Source organism: Citrobacter sp. Cpo100 (assembly GCF_030332595.1).
Lineage (GTDB): Bacteria > Pseudomonadota > Gammaproteobacteria > Enterobacterales > Enterobacteriaceae > Citrobacter > Citrobacter portucalensis.
On record NZ_JAOWHM010000037.1, the window covers coordinates 1154611 to 1177353 of the forward strand.

The window sequence follows — 22743 nt, forward strand, 5'->3', positions numbered from 1 at the left end:
TATACTTATATACTCGATGGATTTCGAGTTGCATTGAGGCGGCAACGGAGTGAATCCCCTGGAGCGTACAGAAGTACGTGACTGGGGTGAGCGAAGGAAGCTAACAAAGATGCAGCTTGAAAGACGAAAAGTATGGATAGCAGCCAAAACAGACTCGACACAGTTAATAACTGTGCACTAACACTGGCCCCGGATGGGCCACACCTGGAGAAACACCGCAATGTCAGTTATTGGTGACATTTTCCAGTAGATAACCAAATGAAATAAAAGGATTTATTTCTGGTCACGTCCACACATTGACCACATCAAAAGTAAAGCCCCGCAACTGCGGGGCTTTTCTTTTGGCTCACAGCCAGGGCATTTGATGCTGACCGGTCATCGTCGGGTGCGGTGGAGCCGGTACGACTTCCCCCGGCGAAACGATGAAACGCTCAACGGTTTCAGTCGTGACAAAAGTACAACTGCAGTTGATGTTTGTGCACTGATGATACCGCTCTTTTGTGGTGTCAGAAAAATAGCGACTCGTGCGGGCGTGGGCGGCGTAATGGCATTTCGGGCAGTGAAACATGATGAGCACCTCTGAGCGTTTTCAATACAGTAATTTTACTCATTTTAACCTTATAAAACAAATACATATAACAAATCACTGCGCTATTTCTTCGCTCTCATACTCCACATCAGAAACCTTAACCTCAAGCTCTAAGCCCGTCGTGAAGCCACTCCCGTTAAGGCTGTGCACCACACGGCTGATTATCCATGCCTGCTCGTCTATCACGCGCTTAAAGCCTTTCACGGCCACCGGCGTTTCGGGAAATAAATCAGCCCGGCCAGTGGCAAGCGTAATGGAAAACTCCGCCACGCCCCTCTGTATCTTGTCCCACTTTGCCTGAGCCGCGCGCATGGCCTGCGCCTTTGTGGCATAGATGGTCGTGAGTTCAAGAACGTTGTCAGACTCTCCGGCCATATACTCACCTTCCCGCGCTTCCTGCTCTTTTTTCTTCTTAGCCTTTGCTGATGTTTTGGTGGCTTTCGGGTGCTGCAGCGCGCGCAGGTGCTGCTCTTTGGGTTTACGTTTGAGCTTCACCTTTTGCTTTTGTGGTTTCGGGTCTTTGGTATGCAACCATTTCGCCGTCACGCCGGTGTAAGCCTCCCGGTCTGCAATGGCGAACTGATGGCGGTCGCCATCCCCACGCTCGACGGTCATTTGAGGGATCGGCTTACCACTGGCCGTCATCGCACTACCGGCTTTAAGGAATAATAATTTCCCGGCTTTCACCGACACGGATGCACCGTTACGCTCAGCAAGTCGGGACAAAAACGCCGCGTCGGATTCCTGCGTCTGGTCGATATGGGGAATGGCGATAGCTTTCAGGGCGTCAGCAACACTGGCCGTCAGCTTATTACGCTGCGCGATGGTCTCAACAATCACCCCGAGCGTGGTGTCGTGCCATGACTGCTCGCGCCGCGAGTTTAGCGAGCCGCGAAAATCTGCACTACGTCCCCGGATGGTCAGCGTATCAGGCGCGCCCCGGTGCTCGATTTCATCAACCGTGAAACTCCCCTTGTTGACCAGTGCGGATCCCTGCCAGCCCAGCCACAGCGTCAGCGATGCCCCGCGCGGTGGCAGCTCGACCAGCCCGTCGGTATCATCGAGCGCAATATCGAGCTGGTCAGCCTCAAATCCGCGATTGTCGGTCATGGTCAGGCCGATGAGCCGGTCGCTGAAATTCTGCGTGATATCCGCCCCGTCCAGCGTGAGCATATACGCAGGGGCAACACGCGCCCCGGCCTGAATATTCATTCCCGTTATCATCCTGCCAGCCCTCCCACCCATTCACTGGCTGACGTGACCAGATTATCCGCCTGCGTTTTCAGGTCGCCATACATGGCCGCGAGCGACTCGTCGACGCGTTTCAGGGACAGAGTGAACTCGATTTTTCTCGCTGCGCCGTCGCTGAAAAGCTCGGTGTGGTTGTGGGTCACTTTATCGATAACGTACATCCCGTGGATCATGCCGGTTCCGTCAATCAGCGGCCACGCACGCCCCTCGTCGGCCATCAGCTCGATGGCCTGCAACGACAGCCGCCCGCCGGTGATTTCAGGGTAAAGCGTCCCCGACAGGGTGCGCGAGGTCTCCCCCTCCCCGAGAAACTGATAAGCCGGTCGTTTGCCGATACGGTCATTGGACACCCAGCGGTAGTCCTTCGAATACTGCATCGACTGATGCGGCAGGGTTCGCCGCTCAAACACAAAAAAGCCCAGCACCATTAACATTCTGCCCCCTCTCTCAGTCGAGTCTCATACTGGATCGCTGACGCGCACGCTTTTCACGGTCAAGTTTGTCGACGGCGTCGCGGAGCTGGCGGTCAAGGTCTCCACCCGGCGCAACGCCACCCTGCAGGGTGATGTTGTATTCGCTTTTGCTCTGGTCGATATAAGAGCGACCTGCAGGCGCAGTGACCGGCTGATACACCTGATACCCGCCATAACTCGCTGTCGCGGGGATATACCCGCCACCCGATGAAACCTTATCCGCTTTGGCTGCAGTCTGGTCGAGGTCGGTCGATTCTTTTTTGATAACGCCGAGTTTCTCCAGCAGCCAGTCAACCCTGCCGCTCAGGCTGTTAAACAGGTTGAGCGGCGTCAACAGCGCATCAGCCAGCGCCTGACCAAACGCCACGCCGACATTTTTGCAACTGTCGAGCGTGTCCTGCGTGGCTTTCACCGGTGCAAGCAGGTCTTTAAACCACTGGCAGACAACGCCCAGCTTTTCCGCAATGGCATCAAACACCGGTGCAAGCGGGGAAAACATCGCCCCCACCGGGGCAAAGGTGGCTTTCAGCCCCGCCACCACCCCCGAGAAAAATGCGCCAATCGGTTCCCAGTATTTACGGATAAGCAGCGCACCGGCCACCACCGCCCCGGCAACCGCCAGCACCGGCAGACTTATTGCGCCAATAGCCGTGACAGTCGCGCCGCCGACCGTACTGAAAACCACCCCGAGCACGCCAGCCGCCGCAATGATGGCATTAATCCCCATCACCATCGGCCATGCGATAAGGCCAATCCCGCCCATCACACCAATCAGCGCCAGCGCCCCCCCGACCACCACGCCGAGGGTGGTCGCGAGCCCCTTATTTTTCTGGATCCAGCCGTCGAGTCTGAGCACATACTGCGTGGCCGTCTGCGTCAGCTTACGCAGTGAGCCCTCCTGCTGGTCAAACAGGTCAGTCCCGACCGCCTCATAGGCTGACTGAAATTCTTTGAAGTCGCCGCCGAGGTTATCCTGCATAACCTTAACCAGCTCCTCAGTCTTGCCGTCCGAGGCTTTAAACGCGGCGGTGAGCTTATCGAGCTTGCCGGTTGAAGCCGCCGTCATCAGCACAGCGGCCGCCGAGCTGGCTTCCTCCCCGAAAATGGTTTTCATGTATTCCGCGCGCTGACCCGTCCCGAGATTATTTTTCTCAAAACTGCGCTGCATTTCTTTCAGGATGGAAAATATCGGGCGGGTGTTACCCTTGCTGTCGGAGGTTTTCACCCCGAGCTCTTTGATAGCATCGTAGGCTTTGCCGGTCGGTGCCTGCAGGCGACTCATGACGGCACGGCTTCCCGTTCCCGCCATCGAGCCGGTGATTCTGGAGTCGTGCAGCGCCCCCACCATCGCGGCGGTTTCCTCGATACTTACCCCGGCATTTTTCGCCACCGGCGCGGCATAGGTCAGCGCATCGCTCATCCCGTCAAAGTCGGCGGCGGTTTTGTTCATCGTCATCGAGAGAACATCACCAATATGCGCGACCTTGTCGTTTGAAAGCTGAAACGCTGATTTCATCCCGGTCAGCAGCGCGGCGTTCTCTTCCATCGTGCGCTTGTTGGACAGCGCCATATTCAGCGTGACCGGTGTCGCCGCCTGAATCGCCGCCGCATCCCCGCCGCTTTTGGCGATAATAATCTGCGCCCCCGCCGCATCATCGGCAGAGGCCGCCGTATTGTCCCCCAGCTGGCGCGCCTGTTTGCGCAGCGCCTGCATTTCGGGTGACTGTTTATCGACACCGAGCACCGCCTGCAGCTCTGAGTTCTTCTGCGCAAACTCATAGCCCGGCGTCAGCAGTTTAACCCCGGCCATCGTTCCCGCCGTCGCAATACCGACACCGGCAGCGCCCGCCGCCGCAGCGTTACCGGCCAGTGATTTACCGGTCTGATACCGTTCTTTCACCCGGCTTAACTTCGCCTGCTGTGCGCTGACTTTCGCCAGTGCCTCACGCTGACGGTTAAGCTGGGCGGTGGTTTCACTGATGCGGGATTTAAGCCCCCGCTCATCATTTGCCAGATTACGGGTATTAATCCCCGCCGCACCGAGCTCGCGCTGCTGGCGCTTTATGGACTCCGTGAGGCTGTTGTATTTCGTCTGCAGCCCTTCGGCGGCACGCTTCGCGGATTCAAGCACCTGCGCCTGCGCACGCGTCGGGCGCTCCGTGTTTTTAAACTGCGTTGCGAGTGCTTCGGCTTCCTGTTTCGCTTTATCAAGCGCGTGACCGGTCACGGCAAGCTGTGCGCTAGCTTTTCGGAATCCGTCGATACGGGATGCCTGCGCATTCAGCTCGCGCAGGCTTTTCTGTGACGTGCGGATATCACCGGACAGGGATTTACTGGCGTTCTGAATGGCTTTGAGCGGTCGGCTTGCCCGGTCGACGGCATTCAGCAGCACCTCGATTCTGACGTTATTGCTCATGATGGTTTCCGCTTCGTTGCAGCGCCTTGTCGCGCCATGTCAGGAGCTCGGTCACGCTCAGGGAATGTAACTCTGATGGCGGCCAGTGGAAAATCACCGCGATATCCGCCATCAGGTCATCGACCGACAGTTTTTTCGGAAAGGTCAGCGACCCGAAGCAGGCGACAAAAAACCGACCACCTTCCCGGCCAGCGAAATCAGATCAGACGCATCGAGACGCGTGACTTCATGCTCAGTCAGGGCGGGATACGTCATGCGCGGCAGCACCTTAATCAGCGCATCAACGTCGGAATTCGCCAGCGAGGCCAGCGACACCCCGCGCAGGGTTCCGGCATTCGGTTTGGTCAGCGTGACCTGTTCAATTTTCTGCTCACCGCGCATCAGTGGGGTGTCAAAAATCACCACATTCGTATTGACGGTTTCAGTGTCAGTAACGGCAGTTTCATTGATATTTTTCATGGGTATTCTCATCAGGAAAAGTGACCGGCCAGCCTCACTGACCGGGTAAGGGATTACAGGCCAATCGCCCGGCGGTGCTCCGCCAGACGGTCGACGCCGTCGACTTTCAGCACCATGTTAACGACGTCAATCTCGATGACTTCGCGGCCATCAATCGTGAGCTGGTAATAGGCGCACTCGGTCGACATTTTGGTCGTGCCGCTTTCGCCCTGCTTGTTCTCACCGCCGTCATATTCTTTGTGACGGCCACGCATCACCACCTCGACGGCAGAAATCGCTCCGGTGTCATCACGCTGGAAAGAGCCGGTAAAGCGCAGCGGCACACTGTCAGCCCCCGGCGAGGCATACTGCGCCCACAGCTCAACGTCAGGCAGACCGCCGAGCGTCCATTCCAGCGACAGCGCGTCGTCATCGAGGCCGAGGTCAATTGATACCGCGCCCGGCATCCCGCCACCGCGATATTTCTCCAGCTTGCGGGTCAGTTTTGGCAGGGTGACGGACTCAACGACGCCCATGTAGCTGAGGCCATCGTTGAACATATTCAGATATTTCAGTTTGCGGGGTAACGCCATGCTCTGAGCTCCTTAGCTGTTGACCGAGTCCGACAGGTTCGCCAGATAGGTATCGGTGATGCGCTGGCGCAGGGTCAGGTTCTCCAGCGGCGGGACGGGGGTGTAGTCGTAATCGATATACAGTTTCCCGACTTTCAGGGTCGCGGTCTCGTTCGACTCCGGGTCATACCAGCAGGAGCCGTCAACGATATACCCGTTATTTTTCAGCTCGCGGAATTTGGCATTGATACCCGATACGATGTCTCGAATGAGGGTCGGAGTAATGGGTTTATCCATCGCCCACGCGTGCGCCTCCGCCATCGTGTCGGCCAGTACCTGCGCGGTGCGGGTGTAGTTCTCATACAGGAAAAGCGGGTCATCTGAGCAGGTGCGGTTTCCCCAAAACTTGAAACCGTCATTGCGGATAAGCGTCGTAACACCGGCTTTGTTAAGCAGGTTGGCGTCGGTCGCGGGCTCCTGCAAATCCCATGATACCGAGGCACTGACGCCGGTGACACCATTCACGCCGACGTTTGACAGGGTTTTATGCCAGCCGACGGTCTGGTCAATTTTGGCACGCAGACCGAGCGCGCGCGCCGTTGCCCAGGCTGTCGCAGTCTCATTCGCCGTGGTGTCCCATGCCAGAAAATCCGGGAAGATAACCATCAGCTCACGCTGGCTGAAATTCTCTCGGTAGTTGATGGCATCAGAAATGGTTTTACAGCCCCACGCACTGACATAGCCAAAGGCGCGCAGGCTCTGGCAGGTGGACGCGAGCGCCGTCGCCACTTCCTGCGGATCAAGACCCGGCACGCCGAGAATGCGCGGCTTCACGCCGGTGATGGTCTGCGCCGTCAGCAGCGCTTTCAGGCCGGTGTATTTACCGTTTTCGTCGGTCGTGCCGATGATGTTGGAAATCGTTTGTTTCTTCCCGGCCTCCGGGTCGTCCGGGTCTTCTGCGCCTTCGGCCACGCGCACGGCCACAATGACCGGTTTGCACTGGTCAGCGATGGCCTGCAGGGATGTCGACAGCGTCCCCTTTTTGCCCGCCTTGCCGATAGCGCTTTGCACGTTAGTAATGAGCACCGGCTCATTGAGGGGAAATGTCTTTTCGTCAGCATCGCTGGCCGTGCAGACCATGCCGATGATGGCCGTTGAGACGGTGGAAATGGTGCGTACGCCATCGTTAATTTCGATGACCTCTACGCCATGATGAAAATCACTCATCCGTTTAACTCCGTGGTTAAGGGTGAGTGTATTTTCTGTTGTGTGGTGATGGCGGGCTATTTGTCAGGGTTGGATAAGGTCTGGCACAACCGGCCAGAGAAAAGACAGCGGGTTTTCACCCGCTTTTATCATGCCGGAGCATCAGGCCAGTTTATTTTCGGTGCAGTACTCAAATCCAGACGACGTAACGCAGTACGATAAGCACGTAATTCCGTAAGTTCTTTTTCTTCATCGGCTGAGATATCGCCATCTTTTTGTGCATCCTCCAGCCAGTTAATACGCGCTGTTGCTTCACTCATCCGGCTGTTGCGTTCTGTTTCGGCGTCAGCCATATGGTCGCGAATTTGCTGCAATTTCCCGTCTTTATAAAACCAGTCATCACCCAGCGTGACACGCAGATTAGCCTTTGTTGCCGAAAGCTCAACAACACTGAGGTTAACCGGGAAAAGCGCATGAATATTTGTCGTGAATGTTCTGACGCGACCATCATCGTCATAGCCGATTTTCAGCGTCTTTGACTCATCAAATAACTCAATTACGTCATACCAGTCATTACCTTTGTCATCCTGTAAAAACAGGACATTCTGGCCGTCAATGACTTTTGGCCTGTTGGTGGTGTCAGGAATGTAAGGAATGAATTTACCAAAACTCTGCATTTTTATTTACCTTTAATTAATGACGTACCATGTGCTATTAACCTGTTTTCGCATATAGCGAATAATAAAATTACCGACGTTGCTGCTCCCACCAACCATATTAAAGTTATACATAGCCGCGCCATCAGTCGGACGCATATAACCCCGCCCATCCCAAAATCCAACCTCAGCAGGGGCGGTAAGGTCGATGTTCTGGACAAAGTTTTGTAGCACCCACTGTTGCGTGACGTAACCTGATAAATCAGTGGCTGGAGGCGGGTTGTTGGGTGAGTAAACGCGAGTGTTACCTTCATAAACAGCACGGCCTGACAAATTCCCGCTAACTGTCGTATTACCATTACGCCCTATGGATAAAGGATTTGATGCCCACGCCCCGTTTTCATCATAAAAATGAATATCAAATCTGTCCTGATAATAACCATATCCGCAAGCCAGTATTCCTTTATCATCGCCGTTGTATATTAAGTGGTTAGCGCCATTTCTGGGCTGCGAGAATGAAAAGGAAAGTTGCCCCTTTAAATCACCGCCTGTTATTGGTAGCGCACCCACATCTGTAGAGGTTGGTTTATTTCCAGTATGAAACACAAAATTCCATTTATTCCATGTTCTGTTATCACCATTACGCGCACGAAACGCCAGTATTTCGCCTGTCGAGTAGTTAGCGAATAGCTGAATGCTATAACCGCTACCAAGCCCGGAAACATCCAGGATAGTCCCTGTATTTCCACTCGGTGAGTTTTTGGCATCACCATAGACAAACGATGCTGCATTAACCGGAAGGTTATTAGCATCGTCTACCTGTCCTCCATTGATTGCGCTGATGTTACGAACAGCAATAGCGCTACCATTAACCAGCAATTTTCCGGCAGTAACATCATCCTGCGAAGTCTGGACCTCACTTCGCTGTACTGCCCCGTCTGCCTTATCAACCGTATCCTGCAAACCAATATTTTGAACAAATAAAGGTTTATTCGGAATATCCCTGCCGTTCTGCTCTTTAGCTAACCGCCTCTCTGCGTTGACATTGGCCGCTTTTACTGCCTTTGGCGTGGCGGCCTTACCTTCGTCATCGCTATCAGTAGCGCTGCTGAGTTGTACAATACCCTTTAGCGTTGTGCTCGCGTCCTGAGCTGTATATTTACCATTGGCAAGGTCATACGCAGCCTTAACCGCTTTCGGGGTTGCGGCCTTACCTTCATCATTGCTATCAGTTGCGCTGCTTAGTTGCACAATGCCTTTTTGCGCTGTGCTCGCGTCCTGAGCCGTATATTTACCATTAGCAAGGTCATACACCGCCTTAACTGCTTTCGGCGTCGCTGCGTGGCTCTCAGACTCGCTGTCGGTGGCGCTACTGAGCTGCACAAAACCTTTTTCGTTCAGCGTGGCATCAGGATGCCTGCGGGACTGCTCATGCTCGGCGAGTTTATCGTCGACATAATCCTGCGTTGCCATCACCGTTGTTGCATCAATGGACAACGCCACCGAGTCAACGTTGCTGACAATAATCACCATGCGACAGGTCTGCGCACGCCCCGAGCCCTCGGCCAGCTTCGGCTTGTAACTTTCAGCCATATTGGCAACGGCAATCAGCGTGCCTGCATCATCATACAGACCCAGCTCGCGCATCCAGAAACCTCCCACATCAGGAGGGATGACCAGCTCTGCCACGATGTAGTTTTTATTTTTATTGTCCTGGCTGATTTTATTCAGCGCATGACGCCAGACTTCATTGATGAGCTTTACCTGCCCGACGTTCGGCTCCGGCAGTACGCCACCGCCATCCCCGACGGCCATCGCGGTAAAGTTCACCTTTTTACCTCCTGGCACCGTGGCCGCCGCCAGTTTTGCAGCTCCGGCGGTGGTAATAATTGTTTTAAATTTCGTGCTCATTATTCCTCACTCATCCGGGATAAACCGTAATAATGTCGCCGTCATACACCACACCACCGACATACATATGACCGGGAATGTCCTGGATAATATTCAGGCCAATCAGGTGACGGCTGGCAGGTTTCGCATCCGCAATCAGGCGCTCCATTTCAAAATACATTTCCTCAGAAATACCGCTTTCCAGCACACCGATATCAAGCCGGAATGTGCCGGGCGGGTCGCTGGTCTCCCACCATTCCGTAACGTTGATGACATAACCGAGTGGCTCCACCACCCGACGAACAGCACCGATAGTGCCTTTGTGACAGTGAATAAAGTACGCATCACGGATGACCGCGCGCTTCGTTTCCTCCGGCCAGTTCTCATCCCAGCGGTCGACAGAAAACGCCCACGCCAGCCACGGCAGCAAATTTGCCGGGCAGGTGTCAGGGCTCCACAGACGACGCAGCGGGACGGGGGTGTTTTCGATATCCGCGCAGGCACGCGCCGCCGCCACCTCAAGCGGTGACGAGCCCACCGGCAGCAGACGGGTATCACTCATCCGAGCCCCCGATCACAATGCTGTAATCAGTGCAAAATGACGCCTGCGCACTGCTGAGCACGAGGTCAGCCACCGGTGCGGCCAGCTCCACACGCTGGACACCCTCGACATGCAGCGCGGCATAAATGGCAGACAGGCGAATGTCACGCCCGAGGCGGTGCTGCGCACTGATATAGCCCTCCAGCTTTTTCACGGCAGCGGCGCGAATGGGTTCACTCTCGGGACCGGGATAGAGATAAAGCGAGGCGGTTATCTGGTAGTCAACAATGTCGGCTGACTGCACCGTCACACGGTCTGCGACCGGCCTGACATCTTCGGCGTTAAGTGCGTTACGTACCACGGCGAGCAGCTCATCAGAGGCGACGCCGTTGTTTTCACGCGACAGCACAGAAATCGTCACACAGGCGGGCGACGGGCTGGTCACTGAGATATCCGCGACCCGTCCGTCAGCGCTGCGGCCATGGAACTGATAAGCACCGCCAGACCCGGCCACGCTCATTCCTTCAAACGCCTGTTGAATACGCAGACGGTAATCGGTGTCTGACTCCATAACGGCAGGTGTGGGCGGCAGTGTGGTCTCATCGGCAGGCGTGATAACAAGACGCCCGACGCTGAAATTTGCGCCGATATTATCGAGGTCATTACCGGCGGCATACGCCAGCATGACCGCGCGCGCCGATTCATTCACGCGCTGACGCCAGATAACCTCCCGGTAAGCGTTCTCCTGCAGTAACTTAACAATCGGCTCCGATTCAAGCGTCAGCGTGCGCGCAACCGCCTCCTGTTGTTCCTCGGGATACAGTGAGACAAGCGTCGCTTTTCGTTCTGCCAGAATGGTTTCATAGTCCAGCTCATCCACCACATCAGGCGCAGCGAGCAGGCTCAGGTCAACAATAGCCATAGTGTTTAACTCAGTGGAATGGTGATAGAAAAAGGCTGGCCTGACGCTGACCGCGTGCCGGTGATATCGACATACATCGCGCCGTCATTCTCCCCACGTTCAAAGGTGATGGTCGTCAGGCTGACGCGCGGCTCCCACTTCTGGATCGCGGAATAGCAGGCGGCCATAATCTGCAAGCGCAGTGCCGGGGTCTGCGGCTGGTCAACAAGCGCCGACAGCAGCGAGCCGTATTCACGGCGCATGACGCGCGAGCCCACAGGCGTGACCAGAATGTCGCGCACGCTCTGCCTGATATGCTCAACCTCAGAAATACTGAGCCCGGTATGACTGTTCATGCCCAGATAGCTCGTCGTCATTTTGTCCCCACCGTTCTGTCATCGCCCCGTTTCACTCCGCCGTGGTCATGGTCATCCACCTGTACGCCGTTGGATTTGAACGTACCGCCGCCGTGCTCGATGTCGCCGCTCATCTTCCCGCCCTTTTGCACCTCAAGCGTGGCCGTGGTCAGTTTGTTGGTGCAGACCACCTCGGGGGTATCGAACGTGATACGGGTGGACGCTTTGACCAGTACCAGCGGCACAGTTGCGGTAATGGCGTCCGACGCGGTGACGTCAGCGGTTTTAATACCGCTTACCGTGAGCGCCCCGCTCTCGGGTTCGTACTCGATAACCGCCCCGTCAGGAAAGGAAACGTGAAAGGCATCAGGCGAGGCCGACGGCGCGGGATGGTCATCAGAAAAAATACCGGGCAACACAAAAGCGGTGTCGAGCTCGCCGCCAATGGCAAGAATGAGCACCTGCTCGCCAACCGAGGGAGCCCACCAGACACGCGAGCGACCGGCGCGGCAGGTCAGCCAGTTTAACCAGGTGGTTTGCATCCCGCCGGTCTGGACACGGCAGAGCCCCTCATCGGGATTGACTGCAGTCACAATGCCGGTGCGGATAAGGTTTCGGATCGCGCGGGCGATATCCTGAATGGAATTTAAAGTATTCATGGGGAAAGGATGCCGCCGGGCAAGGCCAGCGGCAATCAGGCGGGGTTTTGTGGAAAATGGCACAACAATTGGCCCCCAATTGTCAAAATAGCAATAAAATGACAATTAGGTGTACTTAATAAACAATAGACATTACTCTAATATATCAATTCCATAAACTGTTCTCACTTGGTTGTCATACTTCAAACAACTTGAACTGGCTAATAATCGCTGAACATTCACATCTGAGAAACCGCCATCCGGACTGGATATATTCAGTTTTTTTAAAATTATCGAATCAGAGGCTTCATTCAATCCTCTCATCAAATCATCAATCATTTTTTTCATGGTAGCTAACTGAGCAACATTACGCGTATTTTCCCTAACAATTCTATCAGTCGCTTTAAGGAGTCCCCTCACACTCGCAAACCTTCCTTGGGATTTATTAAATTCATATAAAAATTGAACATCGATTGGTATTTGTTTAAAGCTGGAAAACATATCACCCCAAGGATAGCTAGCCACCCCCTGATTACGATGCTGCGCGGACATAAACTGTCTCAATCTTGAACCACTATCCGTGACCAAAACAGAACCAGTTACTTGAGCAATAAGCAAGGCCATTTCATAATTTGGCTCCATGCGATTCATCATAAACTGACCGCATCTTCTGCGTGGTAATGCCTGTAACATCATTAATGGTGAATGTTCAGACTCTCGCTCAAACACTGATACCACCCCTTCTGCATCAACTTTATCAATACCCAACGTTTCACTAATAAACTGAATCTTTTCTTCTTTAGAATTCCCGACCAATGAATTAAGTACATCCTCAACCATCAAAGCATGAAGCAACATATAATCTTGTTTATTAATAACCTGTTCTTTTTGCCGCCTTTCATCAATCATATTCATCATCCCCCTTTTCAACTCAATATCAAACTCACTCGGATCAGGGATGAGATTAATTAATCCTTTATAAATAAACGGTTCCATATCAAGCATAAATAAAAACTCCTTGAGCGCTTGATACTTAAACTCTTCAGGGCATTTAAGAGGACTAAACTCCGGCTTAATATTAATAGGGTTCGTCACTGGATTTTGGATTAAAAACTCATCAAAAAAAGATGCAACAGGTAATGCATTTAAAGTAATAGTGCGAACATCCAACGCTCCTGAATATAAGCCACGATACTTTCCATCAGATTTAGGAAGAAGAGAGTAAACATCTGTATCCCTAGGCCACAGCAATGTATAAAACTCATAAATTTTCTTTACTTGTTCTTCAGATAACTCTTTTCTTACATCGCCCCATACTTTTCCTTTAGTTAGCCCAAGAACATCTTTAATACAATTACAAAACATGATGTTTCGTTCTCGTATGCTCATAACATTCCAACTAGTGCGTAAATCAACAGGAATAGCATTACAGCAGTTTTTATATTTCCGACCACTTCCACAACCACAAAAATCGTTACGACCTAATTTATTTTCATCAACATCCTTACTTAAATGTTCATTTGAAGGTTTATCTCTACCAAATGCGTCTTGATAATGAACGCTTCCATCTTCAAAACGAAGATACATTTCCCCACCAAATCCGAACAATTCTTTCGATGGTGGTAAAAGGGTATGTCTGAGCTCAGCCCAATCACAAACCACACTTTTCTCGGGATATAGCCAATCCTCTTTTCCAGCAGCAATTGAATTTTTAGCCCTGTTTTTAATTATATAATTAATGCGACTAACTTCATCACTTGTTAACCTTCGAGTATTAATAAAGTTAATAGTATTAACCATGCTGCGACGAATGCGAGTAGGATTAGTCCGCTGTTCAAGTGGGTTTGTACTTTCATTATTTTCAGCATATTCAAGATTGGTTAAAATCAAACAACGATTTTTATCCAGAGGAAATATTGTTTGCGTCCCCTTAAGGGTTATATCAGGATCATTCGGATAAATACAATAATCAGAATCTGGGGGACAGGCATAATTGTAAATAGTCACAGGATGATCTGAAAGTATAAATTTAACATCAGACTCTTCTGCAGATACGAACTCTCTAACACCTTCAGCCCATAACGTACAATGCATGGTTCTAAGCGATTGCATTTCAACCATGAGCCGTTCTTGATTTAATCCATGATACTTAGTTTTAATCCATTCCAAACCTTTTGGTGTGCGTAATTTTTGAGCATCAAGATAAGTGAAAAAATGTTGGAAATTATAATGCCACTGTGACTGATCGTTTGTCAGGAATGCCCAAACAGATTTCGAGCCATTTTCGTCAATAGGACCAAATAACTTCCTCTCAATATCATCATTAACTTCACTACCAAATAATATAGAGTAAAGATCCACTTCATAAAACCGTTGCGCAGGCGTGAACCATTTCCTTTCATTAACCACTTTAACTTTGCCATTAGGCAAGGGAAACTCTCGACGTGTTAAATAGCAAAGTTGATTTTCCCTGTCCTCCATAAAACCTTTTTGATGCCATTGAGGAACATAATGATTATCTCTAGTTTTTGTCACTTTCTCTTCTATACCTATAGTAAGATTATGGGTACAACTAGCCTATATCATAGATATGACTCACTTGAATGTAAAAACTAATTTTTGTACGCATAATCACATTATTAGATGAAAAAAATAAACATAGGTAATAACGCCTGCAGAATGACTACCCACCGGTTCTTGCTCAAAACTCAATCACATCTTATTGTGCTCACGTGATAAATTATGACACTACCAAATAGGAGTATTTAAAGTTAGTTACCACTGTTCAAATGATCAATAATTGCATTTTCTATCAGCACTCTATCTTCTTTGCTAAATCCCAACAACTGGCGTTCCGGGTATTGCACGTCCTTAGCATGAGGGTTAGGCCGGTCTCTGAGTCCGAGCTGATGAATCTGCGCTATGCGTTGCACTTTGCCAGTAAACTCCACCACAGCAGCATCAATGCGGCCACTGGCTTTCATGTAGCGACTCGTTCGCAGCTTCTGAAACATCGCCCGTTTTATTCGACCTTTTTTTGCCCTGAGCGGCAGACGCTTTCGCGCCTGATACAGCGTACCATCAGGTGCTTTTTGCTGTTTGATACGTTGCTGTTGCGATCTGCGCAGCTCCTTCGCAATTTCAGCGGCCAGCTTACGACGAGACGCCGGAGCTAATGCTCCGATAAGCCCTGCCACTTGGTTATCAAAAGGCGTTAATTCACTCATCCCATTTACTCACCAGCTCGCCATTGATATAGAGCTCGGTCGGACGGGTGACAGGCTCCGGCAGGGGTGGCTCCGGGGCATAGCTGACGTGTAACGCGCCGTTTTCCTCCCGGACAAGGGTGCGTTCAGTCAGTTGCAGGCTGATACTGATATCAACATTATCCCCGTCATTTAAGTCCATCTGGAATCGATAACCCTTTTTGCGCCCGTCATCGAGCGTGCAGATATCCGGCTGGTTTTCTCGCAGCCACGCCGCCACCGGCACAAAAATCAGGTCGGGGTCGCCGACAAAGTCGCACACAATCACATTCAGCGTGTATTTCTTTTCATGGGACAACGAGGCCGCGAGACGCGCATCGATATTCCCCTCATCGGCAAAGATGCGCATCATCTCGGGGTTATTCAGGAGTTGCGGGACGGCGTCATTCAGCGCTTTGCGCAGGCTTTTCATTTTCTGCATCGATTTTATCCTGACAGTCTTTGATGGTTTCGACCTTAATCGCACAGGCGGTGAGCGCGTGCTCCAGCCTGCGAATATCGGCACTCAGATCACCGTTATTGACGGGGTCGCTTCCCGGCATCGGGCAGAGGCTCACCTTCGGGCAGGCGTTGTAAACAACGGGCGGCGGAGGCGCAGCCTGTTCGGATGTGCAACCGGCGCACAGCATCAGGCAGCTTATCGCTGTACCAGCGGCGTAACGTCTCGTTTTCATTCATCAGCCTCGTTATGGTTTCTTCCCGTCTTGCCGCCTGCTCACCGGCAACGGTCAGCTCATCTCCGAGTCTGACCTGCGCATCCTCATTCGCCCTGGCGATTCGCTGCGATACCGCAAGCTGATTTTTCAGCATGCCAATCGTCGTCTTTTGCGCACTGGCGACGCGATTCGCTTTCTCAAATGACCGTGATAAGTTCTCATTTTCATGTCGCAGCCACAGCAACCCGGCCAGCGCAGCAACCAGAAGGATCACAATGAATCTGGACACATCCCCGCCCCCTCGATGCGCTGACGGTAAGCAGTACGCACAGCGTTAAGCACCAGAACACAAATCAGATACAGCAGCGCTGTAAACACCCATCCCGCGCCGACCAGACAGGAAAAAATGCCAGCAAAAATAAGCAGCGACCAGAAGCGGCGCAGCGGGGAAGGTTTACGACAAAACACAAAACGGAAAATCTTCATCACCGCATCATTCAACGGGATACCCTTTTGCCGGTTTCCCTGCCAGTGTTCATAGGCAGCCACACCGGCGAGGCTGGCAGCAATGCAGACCAGACAGCCAAACAGCGCCCATACGGCAACGAAATTGACCGCCACGCCCTGCGGGTTCGTCAATCCCATAAACAGCATCAGTGTCAGCAGGAAATCAAAAATCAGTGAGGTAATGTGTTGTTTCATTGAGTCACTCCTTTCATGCAATACGCCAGTTCCCGCGCGCGACGGTTCTCCAGCCCTTTATTTTTTGTACCGTTGACATACACCCAGCGGGTGAGCTGGTCACACGCCTGCCACCACTGGTGACGCTTGATAAACGAGACCAGCGTCGACCGGCAGGCCGCACCGGTTCCGACGTTAAACGCAAAACTGACCAGCGAGTCATAGACGCGCGGTGGCATATCCACCGGCACACAGACCGCGAGCCGTTGCTCGACGTTGAGCACATCGGCAACGAGATTTTCCGCCGCCTGTCGCTCTGTGATATCCCCTTTCGGGACCACCCCGGCAGTGTGGCCGATGCCTGACGTCCACACTCCCGCGCTGCACTGGTAAGGTGTCAGGCGACATCCTTCGAGGTCGGCAATCAGTGCCAGCCCCTCGGGCGAGGTGTTAAGCAGACGAAAGTCAGGCATCAGCGCGGCCAGCACCAGCACGGCGGCCACACTGCAGCGTTTAATGATTGAACTCACGGGCAGCCTCCTTATCGAGTCCGAGTGAGGTCAGGTAGCGGTAGGTTTTGCGCTTAAACCAGTAATTCGTCAGCGCGGTAAAAATGGCGCAGGCACTCCCCACATAGAGCGCCAGCTTTTCGGGGGACATCGCCCCGAAATACGCCAGCCCCACGGCCAGCCAGTAAGCGATAAACGTCGTGATTTTTTCCACACTCAGTCCCATAAATTCACCGTCTCGGTTTTCGGGGCGCTGTCAGTTTCGGGCAGCTCTATTGCCGTGCCGTGCGGCAGAATAACGCCCAACTCCGACAGCCCCGGATTCGCCTTCAGCACCGTTTCAACGACGCCCTCAGTGCGCCCGTAATACCGGGCGCAAATCGCATCGAGGGTGTCGCTCTGCATAGCCCTGACCTTCATCAGATTTGGCCGACAATACAGCGCGGCTTGTCCTGAATACGCGCCACAGACCAGCGCATATCCCGCCACAGCTCATCGATAACCGCCTCGGTGCTTTCCGCTTTGCGGTCGCCTTTCGCCGTCGCATCGATGCCGCGATAGCGCTCAAACAGCGTGGCACTGGTCATGGCGCAGACGGCGCGGAAATAATGGAAACAGCGCACGCTTTCGCCATCGATATCATCGGCTGGCACATCGGCCAGCGTGTTATGCCCTGCGCCCATTTGCTCAACCCGCCACAGGGCAAGCTCCGCATTGGTTTCAGCCATACCGGCTTTAATCGCATCATTCAGGCGCAGCGCGGAAACGGTCTGCTCCAGACGCATCAGCTCGCGCACACGCTTCGGATCCACATCAGGGAAAAAGAAGGTGTTTTTTATTACCGGCTCGCTCACGCCCGGTGGTGGTATCACCACACCCGGCACATCCTGCGGCTCTTTCTTTGGCTCAATAATCACTGTCGTCATGACAACCTCGGGTAATGGGTGGGCGGTGGACGCCGGTCGCAGTCAGGGCAATCAATACCCGCATTGACCGGCGTGCCGCCCGGCTCGGGGAGCGTTCTGTTAACCTGCGGCTTTTGCCGCTTTCGGGGGACGCCCGCGCCGTGCCGCCGGTTTGGCGGCAGGTTTGCGCGTGCGCGGTTTATTCTGTTTGGGTGCGGGTTCTGCTTTGGGTTTCAGCGCACGCTCGAGCTGTTCAATATCTTTTTTCACACCGACAGTTCGCTCTAACTGGATCGCACGCTGCAGGTGCGCCAGCGCGTCAGTCAGACGGCCAGCCTCACGCAGCACGTAGCCGGTAATTTTGTGCAGCTTCGCGCGCACGATATCCGGCATGTCTGCCCGTTCGGTCAGTGCGATGGTGTCGAGCAGGAGCTGCAGCCCGACAGGCTGTTTCGCATCGAGCAGGCGCTGCGCTGACAGGGCGACCTCTTCGGCCAGTAAATACGGCGTGGTGCGTCGGTGGCCGCCGGTCGGCATGGTCAGGCCATAGGTCATCGCATAGCGGGCAATCTCCAGCGCACCGGCGATGTCATCCGCATCGAGACGCCACAGCATGACGGTCATGACAATGTCATCCTGCGCCCCTTTTCCGGCGCTGAGGACACCCGACACCCACGGCATATAGAACGGCAGCAGCTCACGCTTTTTGTCTGCCTTGCGTTCATTGGAGCGGATTTGTTTTAACGTGCGACAGTCTGCGGCCAGCTTGACGAGCATCTGCTCATAGGCAGTTGCATTGCGCAGCGGAGCAGCAGCCCGCCGCGCAGTTTCAGAGGCCGAGACCCGCATCATGTGACGCGCTGCGGGACTCGTCATGGCTTATTCCCCGCTTTCCGGTGCGGCAGGTGCAGTGAAGTCACCGAGTTTGATGTTTTCAATCAGGCAACCGGCGGCGTAAGCCTCGACCACATAGTCAATATTCATCGACTCGTAGTTTTCGACGCGGTCTTTCTTCGGCTCCTCGATGATGGCGCGGCGGTGTGCATCATCCATGAAGTAAATCGACAGGTTATCGAGACGCGTCACCATCAGGGCATTCGCCGGGAAATACGGCACACGCACAGCAGGCAGGTTGCCGATACGCTTCTGGCTGATGATGATGTCAGCGGCCAGCGTTTCGCTGTTTTCCTGCGCCTTGTTGACCAGCGGGAAATATTTATCTGCCATCAGCTTACGGCCAGTGATAACGACGAGCTCCGGGTCATCCTGATAAATCTCATCAATCAGGTTGGTGGTCGCATCCATCACCAGCGCATCGAGGTTTTCATAGTCACCGTTTTTACCCACGCGGATCACATCGGAAATGACCTTGCCGTCATCATCGGTGACGTTGGACATCACGCGCGCGGCAGCTTCATTGCGGTATTTCTGCAGCCAGCCCACCGCGACATCCTGCAGCATCGGATTCGTTTTGCGGTTGGAGGTCTCCGCGCGGGTGATACCATTGAAACCGGCCATGATGAAATCGAGCGACTGACGCTTGATAATCGCGTCACGGATACGGGTCTGAAAGTCCTGGAATCGCGCCCACAGGTCGAGCTGCTTGTAACGAATATGGAAATCAAAGTTGATTTGCGCACACTCGTATTTGTTGGATTCGAGCGCAGTGAAATCAGCGGTCTTACGCTCGTCATCGGCGGCGGTGTCCGTGGTGCTCGCAATCGTACCGTTGACGCCGACCCCGACTTTTTCGCCTTTCAGCTCGTCGACCGGCACGATATTGATTTTGGTCAGAAACGCGGATGACGCCTGCAGGGTGGTCATCAGGGTCTGCGTCACGGACGGCTCAACGGTGAATTTTTTCGCCACATCATCGGTGTCGACGCCGTTCAGCTCCGCCACGCGGGACAGGTAAGCATTGAATTTAAAGCGGGTATCTTTACGCATTGTTATTCCTGTTTTTCTAAAAAGGGGCATCAGGCCGGGCGACGCGCACCCGGCAGGTCTGTCAGCAGTTGGTCAGCAGCTCGTCACCCGTCCCGCCTTTCGATTTCTCGCGGCGCGGCTGGCGATAGCTTTCGGTGTTATCGAGGGAGCTTTTCAGGGCGTTAAACGCCTGCGTGCTCTGCGTGGTCTGGCTGGTCACGTCCTGCTTTAGCTGTGCAAAGGCGGTTTCCAGCTCAGTGACGCGCGTTTCGGTGGCGGTCAGGTTGGTCTGTACCTGCTCAGAGACGGTGGTCACTGCCTCATGCACATCAGCAAGACGGGCGTCATCGCTGACCTGTTTGCGGCTGAAAATCGATTTGACCTTGTCGGTCAGGCTGTTGAGCATGGTCTCGGGAACATCCTCGAATTCCAGCTCAGCAAGGGAGGCCACCGAGAAGAGGTCGCCCGGCTGGTCTTTCTTACCGGCGAGCGGGTTCTGCACCGCACGGCTGCAGAATTCAAGATATTCGGTGCCGAGGCTTGCCGGGTCATCGGTCACAGCGAGACCAATCAGATAGCATTTACCGGTATTTGAGAAATTCGGGCGAATTTCCATGGAGGTGTAAACCTTCTGACCGGCACGCACCATGCTCACCAGTTCATCAAGCGGTGCAATCCTGGCAAACAGCGCTTTTTTGCCGTTCAGCGCAGAGTCATCACTGATGATTTCCGCTTTCACTTCGGTCACGTCGCCGTAACGTTTAAACGGACTGTCAGGCCAGAGGCTTTTGATGTGTTCGAGGTTAATGCGGCAACCGTAGACGCGCGGGTCAAAGGTATCCGCCATGTCCTGAATGTCATCACCGTTGATGACACGGCCATCGCAGGTGTCACCCTCGACGCCGATGCGAAACCATTTAGAAACTTTCTTTGCCATTGTTCAGGTGTCCTGATGTTGGGTTTTCGGTTCGGGTGTAGTTTCCCGACTCCGCCCCGCATCAGCCACCGCTTGCAGACGTGTACCCCCTGACACAACAGGGGGTTAGCGATAATGCCCCGCTATTTCCTTAGCCTTGCCCCGTATTCACTGACACGAGGCAACCATGACCATTTCGACTGACCTCTCCCTATTGCACGACCCGCGACGACAGGCGCGCCTGCTGTTCTGGCAGGGGTTTTCCGTGCCACAAATCGCCAACACGCTGCAGATCAAACGCCCAACCGTGCAGAGCTGGAAACAGCGTGACGGCTGGGAGGAAACCGCCCCGCTTAACCGCGTCGAATCCACGCTTGAGGCGCGGCTGATTCAGCTTTATGCAAAGCCTGACCTCACGCCGCACGACTTCAAAGTCGCTGACTTTCTGTCACGCCAGATGGAACGGCTCGCGCGTGTCAGCCGCTACGGCCAGACGGGAAACGAGGCGGATTTAAATCCCAACATTGCCAGCCGCAACAAGGGCGATCGCCGCAAGCCAAAACGTAACTTTTTCAGCGAGGAGGCCATCGAAAAGCTCGAAGAGATTTTCTTCGATCAGTCCTTTGAGTATCAGCTCAACTGGCACAAGGCCGGTATCGCGCACCGTATTCGCCACATCCTCAAATCGCGCCAGATTGGCGCCACATTTTACTTTGCCCGCGAGTCATTGCTGCGCGCCCTGAAAACCGGGCAAAACCAGATATTTTTGTCAGCCAGTAAGACGCAGGCTTACGTGTTCCGAAAGTACATCATCGCCTTTGCCCGCATGGTCGACGTCGACCTGTCAGGCGACCCGATTGTCATCGGCAACAACGGCGCAGAGCTGATATTTCTCGGGACCAATTCCAACACGGCGCAGAGTCATAACGGCGACCTGTATGTCGATGAAATTTTCTGGATCCCCAACTTTCAGAAACTGCGCAAAGTCGCCTCGGGGATGGCGTCACAGTCCCACCTGCGCACCACCTACTTTTCAACCCCCTCGACGCTGGCACATGGCGCGTATCCGTTCTGGTCAGGTGAGCTGTTCAACCGGGGACGCAGCAGCGCCGCCGAGCGTGTCGACATCGATATCAGTCATAAGGCGCTGGCCGGAGGCGTGCTGTGCCCGGACGGTCAGTGGCGGCAGATTGTCACCATCGAGGACGCGCTCGCCGGGGGATGCACGCTGTTTAATCTGGATCAACTGAAACAGGAAAACAGCGCCGACGATTTCCGCAACCTCTTCATGTGTGAGTTTGTCGACGACAAGGCATCGGTATTCCCGTTCGAGGAGCTGCAGCGCTGCATGGTCGATGCGATGGAAGAATGGGAGGATTTCGAGCCGTTTTCCGACCGTCCATTTAACTGGCGTCCGGTGTGGATTGGCTATGACCCGTCGCACACCGGCGACAGCGCAGGCTGTGCGGTACTGGCTCCGCCACTGGTTGCCGGTGGCAAGTTCCGCATTCTTGAGCGTCACCAGTGGAAAGGCATGGACTTTGCGACACAGGCCGAGGCCATCCGCGAGCTGACCGAAAAATACTGCGTCGAGTATATCGGCATCGATGCGACCGGCATCGGCCAGGGTGTTTACCAGCTCGTGCGCTCGTTCTTCCCGGCGGCGCGCGCCATTCGTTACACGCCGGAAATGAAAACCGCGATGGTGCTGAAAGCAAAAGACACCATCAGACGCGGGTGTCTGGAATACGACGCCGGTGCAACCGACATCACTCAGTCATTTATGGCTATCCGTAAAACCATGACCAGCAGCGGGCGCAGCTCCACCTATGAGGCCAGCCGCAGTGAAGAAGCCAGCCACGCAGACATCGCATGGGCAACTATGCACGCCCTGTTAAACGAGCCGCTTTCCGCCGGTAGCGGTATGCATTCAACGTCAATTCTGGATATTAACTGA

General features: G+C 53.7%; 28 protein-coding genes. 1 reads left to right on the plus strand and 27 read right to left on the minus strand.

All coding sequences use genetic code 11. From position 1 onward, the window contains the following. Positions 1-346 precede the first annotated feature (346 nt). The 27 genes from OGX96_RS21250 to OGX96_RS21380 all read right to left on the minus strand — a co-directional run bounded on the left by OGX96_RS21250 (position 347) and on the right by OGX96_RS21380 (position 20807). Positions 347-568: a DNA-binding transcriptional regulator gene (locus tag OGX96_RS21250; RefSeq protein WP_047090157.1), complete on the minus strand. Its 222-nt coding sequence runs from the start codon at positions 566-568 to the stop codon at positions 347-349. A gap of 75 nt (positions 569-643) precedes the next feature. Further along, positions 644-1813, minus strand: a complete 1170-nt coding sequence (locus OGX96_RS21255) for a phage late control D family protein (protein ID WP_213757564.1) — start codon at positions 1811-1813, stop codon at positions 644-646. Beyond that, positions 1810-2274: a phage tail protein gene (locus OGX96_RS21260; protein WP_286584169.1), complete on the minus strand. Its 465-nt coding sequence runs from the start codon at positions 2272-2274 to the stop codon at positions 1810-1812. The genes OGX96_RS21255 and OGX96_RS21260 overlap by 4 nt, the downstream gene beginning before the upstream one ends. A 13-nt stretch (positions 2275-2287) precedes the next feature. Then, positions 2288-4729, minus strand: coding sequence for a phage tail tape measure protein (locus OGX96_RS21265; protein WP_286584170.1), 2442 nt, complete (start codon positions 4727-4729; stop codon positions 2288-2290). Continuing rightward, positions 4719-4877, minus strand: a complete 159-nt coding sequence (locus tag OGX96_RS21270; protein WP_326972750.1) for a GpE family phage tail protein — start codon at positions 4875-4877, stop codon at positions 4719-4721. The genes OGX96_RS21265 and OGX96_RS21270 overlap by 11 nt, the downstream gene beginning before the upstream one ends. Beyond that, positions 4874-5188, minus strand: a complete 315-nt coding sequence (locus OGX96_RS21275; RefSeq protein ID WP_286584171.1) for a phage tail assembly protein — start codon at positions 5186-5188, stop codon at positions 4874-4876. Before OGX96_RS21275 ends, OGX96_RS21270 begins: the two co-directional genes overlap by 4 nt. 53 nt (positions 5189-5241) lie before the next feature. After that, positions 5242-5760 carry a phage major tail tube protein gene (locus tag OGX96_RS21280; RefSeq protein WP_041327772.1) on the minus strand — a complete coding sequence of 173 codons (519 nt, stop codon included), beginning with the start codon at positions 5758-5760 and terminating at the stop codon, positions 5242-5244. Between the two features lie 12 nt (positions 5761-5772). Beyond that, entirely contained in the window at positions 5773-6966 is a 1194-nt protein-coding gene (locus OGX96_RS21285; RefSeq protein WP_286584172.1) for a phage tail sheath protein, read from the minus strand. A 128-nt stretch (positions 6967-7094) separates the two neighbouring features. After that, the gene (locus OGX96_RS21290) at positions 7095-7622 is read right to left on the minus strand and encodes a tail fiber assembly protein (protein ID WP_286584173.1); all 528 of its coding nucleotides are present in this window, start codon (positions 7620-7622) and stop codon (positions 7095-7097) included. Between the two features lie 12 nt (positions 7623-7634). Then, positions 7635-9512: a phage tail-collar fiber domain-containing protein gene (locus tag OGX96_RS21295; protein ID WP_286584174.1), complete on the minus strand. Its 1878-nt coding sequence runs from the start codon at positions 9510-9512 to the stop codon at positions 7635-7637. Positions 9513-9522: 10 nt separating this feature from the next. After that, positions 9523-10053 (minus strand): phage tail protein I, encoded by a 531-nt coding sequence (locus tag OGX96_RS21300; RefSeq protein ID WP_047090164.1) that lies wholly within the window; start codon positions 10051-10053, stop codon positions 9523-9525. Continuing rightward, positions 10046-10954, minus strand: a complete 909-nt coding sequence (locus tag OGX96_RS21305; protein ID WP_286584175.1) for a baseplate assembly protein — start codon at positions 10952-10954, stop codon at positions 10046-10048. The genes OGX96_RS21300 and OGX96_RS21305 overlap by 8 nt, the downstream gene beginning before the upstream one ends. Positions 10955-10959: 5 nt before the next feature. Further along, positions 10960-11310, minus strand: a complete 351-nt coding sequence (locus OGX96_RS21310; RefSeq protein WP_103928624.1) for a GPW/gp25 family protein — start codon at positions 11308-11310, stop codon at positions 10960-10962. Beyond that, entirely contained in the window at positions 11307-11948 is a 642-nt protein-coding gene (locus OGX96_RS21315) for a phage baseplate assembly protein V (RefSeq protein ID WP_286584176.1), read from the minus strand. The genes OGX96_RS21310 and OGX96_RS21315 overlap by 4 nt, the downstream gene beginning before the upstream one ends. A 132-nt stretch (positions 11949-12080) precedes the next feature. After that, positions 12081-14462 carry a DUF4238 domain-containing protein gene (locus OGX96_RS21320; RefSeq protein ID WP_286584177.1) on the minus strand — a complete coding sequence of 794 codons (2382 nt, stop codon included), beginning with the start codon at positions 14460-14462 and terminating at the stop codon, positions 12081-12083. A 236-nt stretch (positions 14463-14698) separates the two neighbouring features. Next, positions 14699-15154: a phage virion morphogenesis protein gene (locus OGX96_RS21325; RefSeq protein ID WP_286584178.1), complete on the minus strand. Its 456-nt coding sequence runs from the start codon at positions 15152-15154 to the stop codon at positions 14699-14701. Next, positions 15147-15614: a phage tail protein gene (locus OGX96_RS21330; protein ID WP_088168999.1), complete on the minus strand. Its 468-nt coding sequence runs from the start codon at positions 15612-15614 to the stop codon at positions 15147-15149. Before OGX96_RS21330 ends, OGX96_RS21325 begins: the two co-directional genes overlap by 8 nt. Continuing rightward, positions 15577-15822 carry an Rz1-like lysis system protein LysC gene (gene lysC / locus OGX96_RS21335; protein ID WP_232034640.1) on the minus strand — a complete coding sequence of 82 codons (246 nt, stop codon included), beginning with the start codon at positions 15820-15822 and terminating at the stop codon, positions 15577-15579. Before lysC ends, OGX96_RS21330 begins: the two co-directional genes overlap by 38 nt. Beyond that, a complete protein-coding gene (gene lysB / locus OGX96_RS21340; protein WP_286584179.1) occupies positions 15710-16138 on the minus strand; it encodes an Rz-like lysis system protein LysB in 429 nt (142 codons plus the stop codon). Before lysB ends, lysC begins: the two co-directional genes overlap by 113 nt. Then, a complete protein-coding gene (locus OGX96_RS21345) occupies positions 16120-16551 on the minus strand; it encodes a DNZ54_00345 family protein (protein WP_286584180.1) in 432 nt (143 codons plus the stop codon). Before OGX96_RS21345 ends, lysB begins: the two co-directional genes overlap by 19 nt. Next, positions 16548-17060: a lysozyme gene (locus tag OGX96_RS21350; protein ID WP_171862558.1), complete on the minus strand. Its 513-nt coding sequence runs from the start codon at positions 17058-17060 to the stop codon at positions 16548-16550. Before OGX96_RS21350 ends, OGX96_RS21345 begins: the two co-directional genes overlap by 4 nt. Then, the gene (locus OGX96_RS21355; RefSeq protein WP_048234979.1) at positions 17044-17265 is read right to left on the minus strand and encodes a phage holin family protein; all 222 of its coding nucleotides are present in this window, start codon (positions 17263-17265) and stop codon (positions 17044-17046) included. The genes OGX96_RS21350 and OGX96_RS21355 overlap by 17 nt, the downstream gene beginning before the upstream one ends. Next, positions 17256-17459: a tail protein X gene (locus OGX96_RS21360; protein WP_286584181.1), complete on the minus strand. Its 204-nt coding sequence runs from the start codon at positions 17457-17459 to the stop codon at positions 17256-17258. The genes OGX96_RS21355 and OGX96_RS21360 overlap by 10 nt, the downstream gene beginning before the upstream one ends. Beyond that, on the minus strand, positions 17459-17965 hold the full coding sequence (locus OGX96_RS21365; RefSeq protein ID WP_286584182.1) for a head completion/stabilization protein: 507 nt from the start codon (positions 17963-17965) through the stop codon (positions 17459-17461). Before OGX96_RS21365 ends, OGX96_RS21360 begins: the two co-directional genes overlap by 1 nt. Before the next feature lie 99 nt (positions 17966-18064). After that, complete coding sequence (locus OGX96_RS21370) at positions 18065-18820, minus strand: phage terminase small subunit (protein ID WP_286584183.1); 756 nt, start codon at positions 18818-18820, stop codon at positions 18065-18067. Between the two features lie 3 nt (positions 18821-18823). Beyond that, the gene (locus OGX96_RS21375; protein ID WP_048218187.1) at positions 18824-19891 is read right to left on the minus strand and encodes a phage major capsid protein, P2 family; all 1068 of its coding nucleotides are present in this window, start codon (positions 19889-19891) and stop codon (positions 18824-18826) included. A gap of 61 nt (positions 19892-19952) precedes the next feature. After that, positions 19953-20807: a GPO family capsid scaffolding protein gene (locus tag OGX96_RS21380; protein ID WP_286584184.1), complete on the minus strand. Its 855-nt coding sequence runs from the start codon at positions 20805-20807 to the stop codon at positions 19953-19955. A gap of 166 nt (positions 20808-20973) precedes the next feature. On the opposite strand from OGX96_RS21380, the gene OGX96_RS21385 reads away from it, so the two are divergent. Then, a complete protein-coding gene (locus tag OGX96_RS21385; protein WP_286584185.1) occupies positions 20974-22743 on the plus strand; it encodes a terminase ATPase subunit family protein in 1770 nt (589 codons plus the stop codon).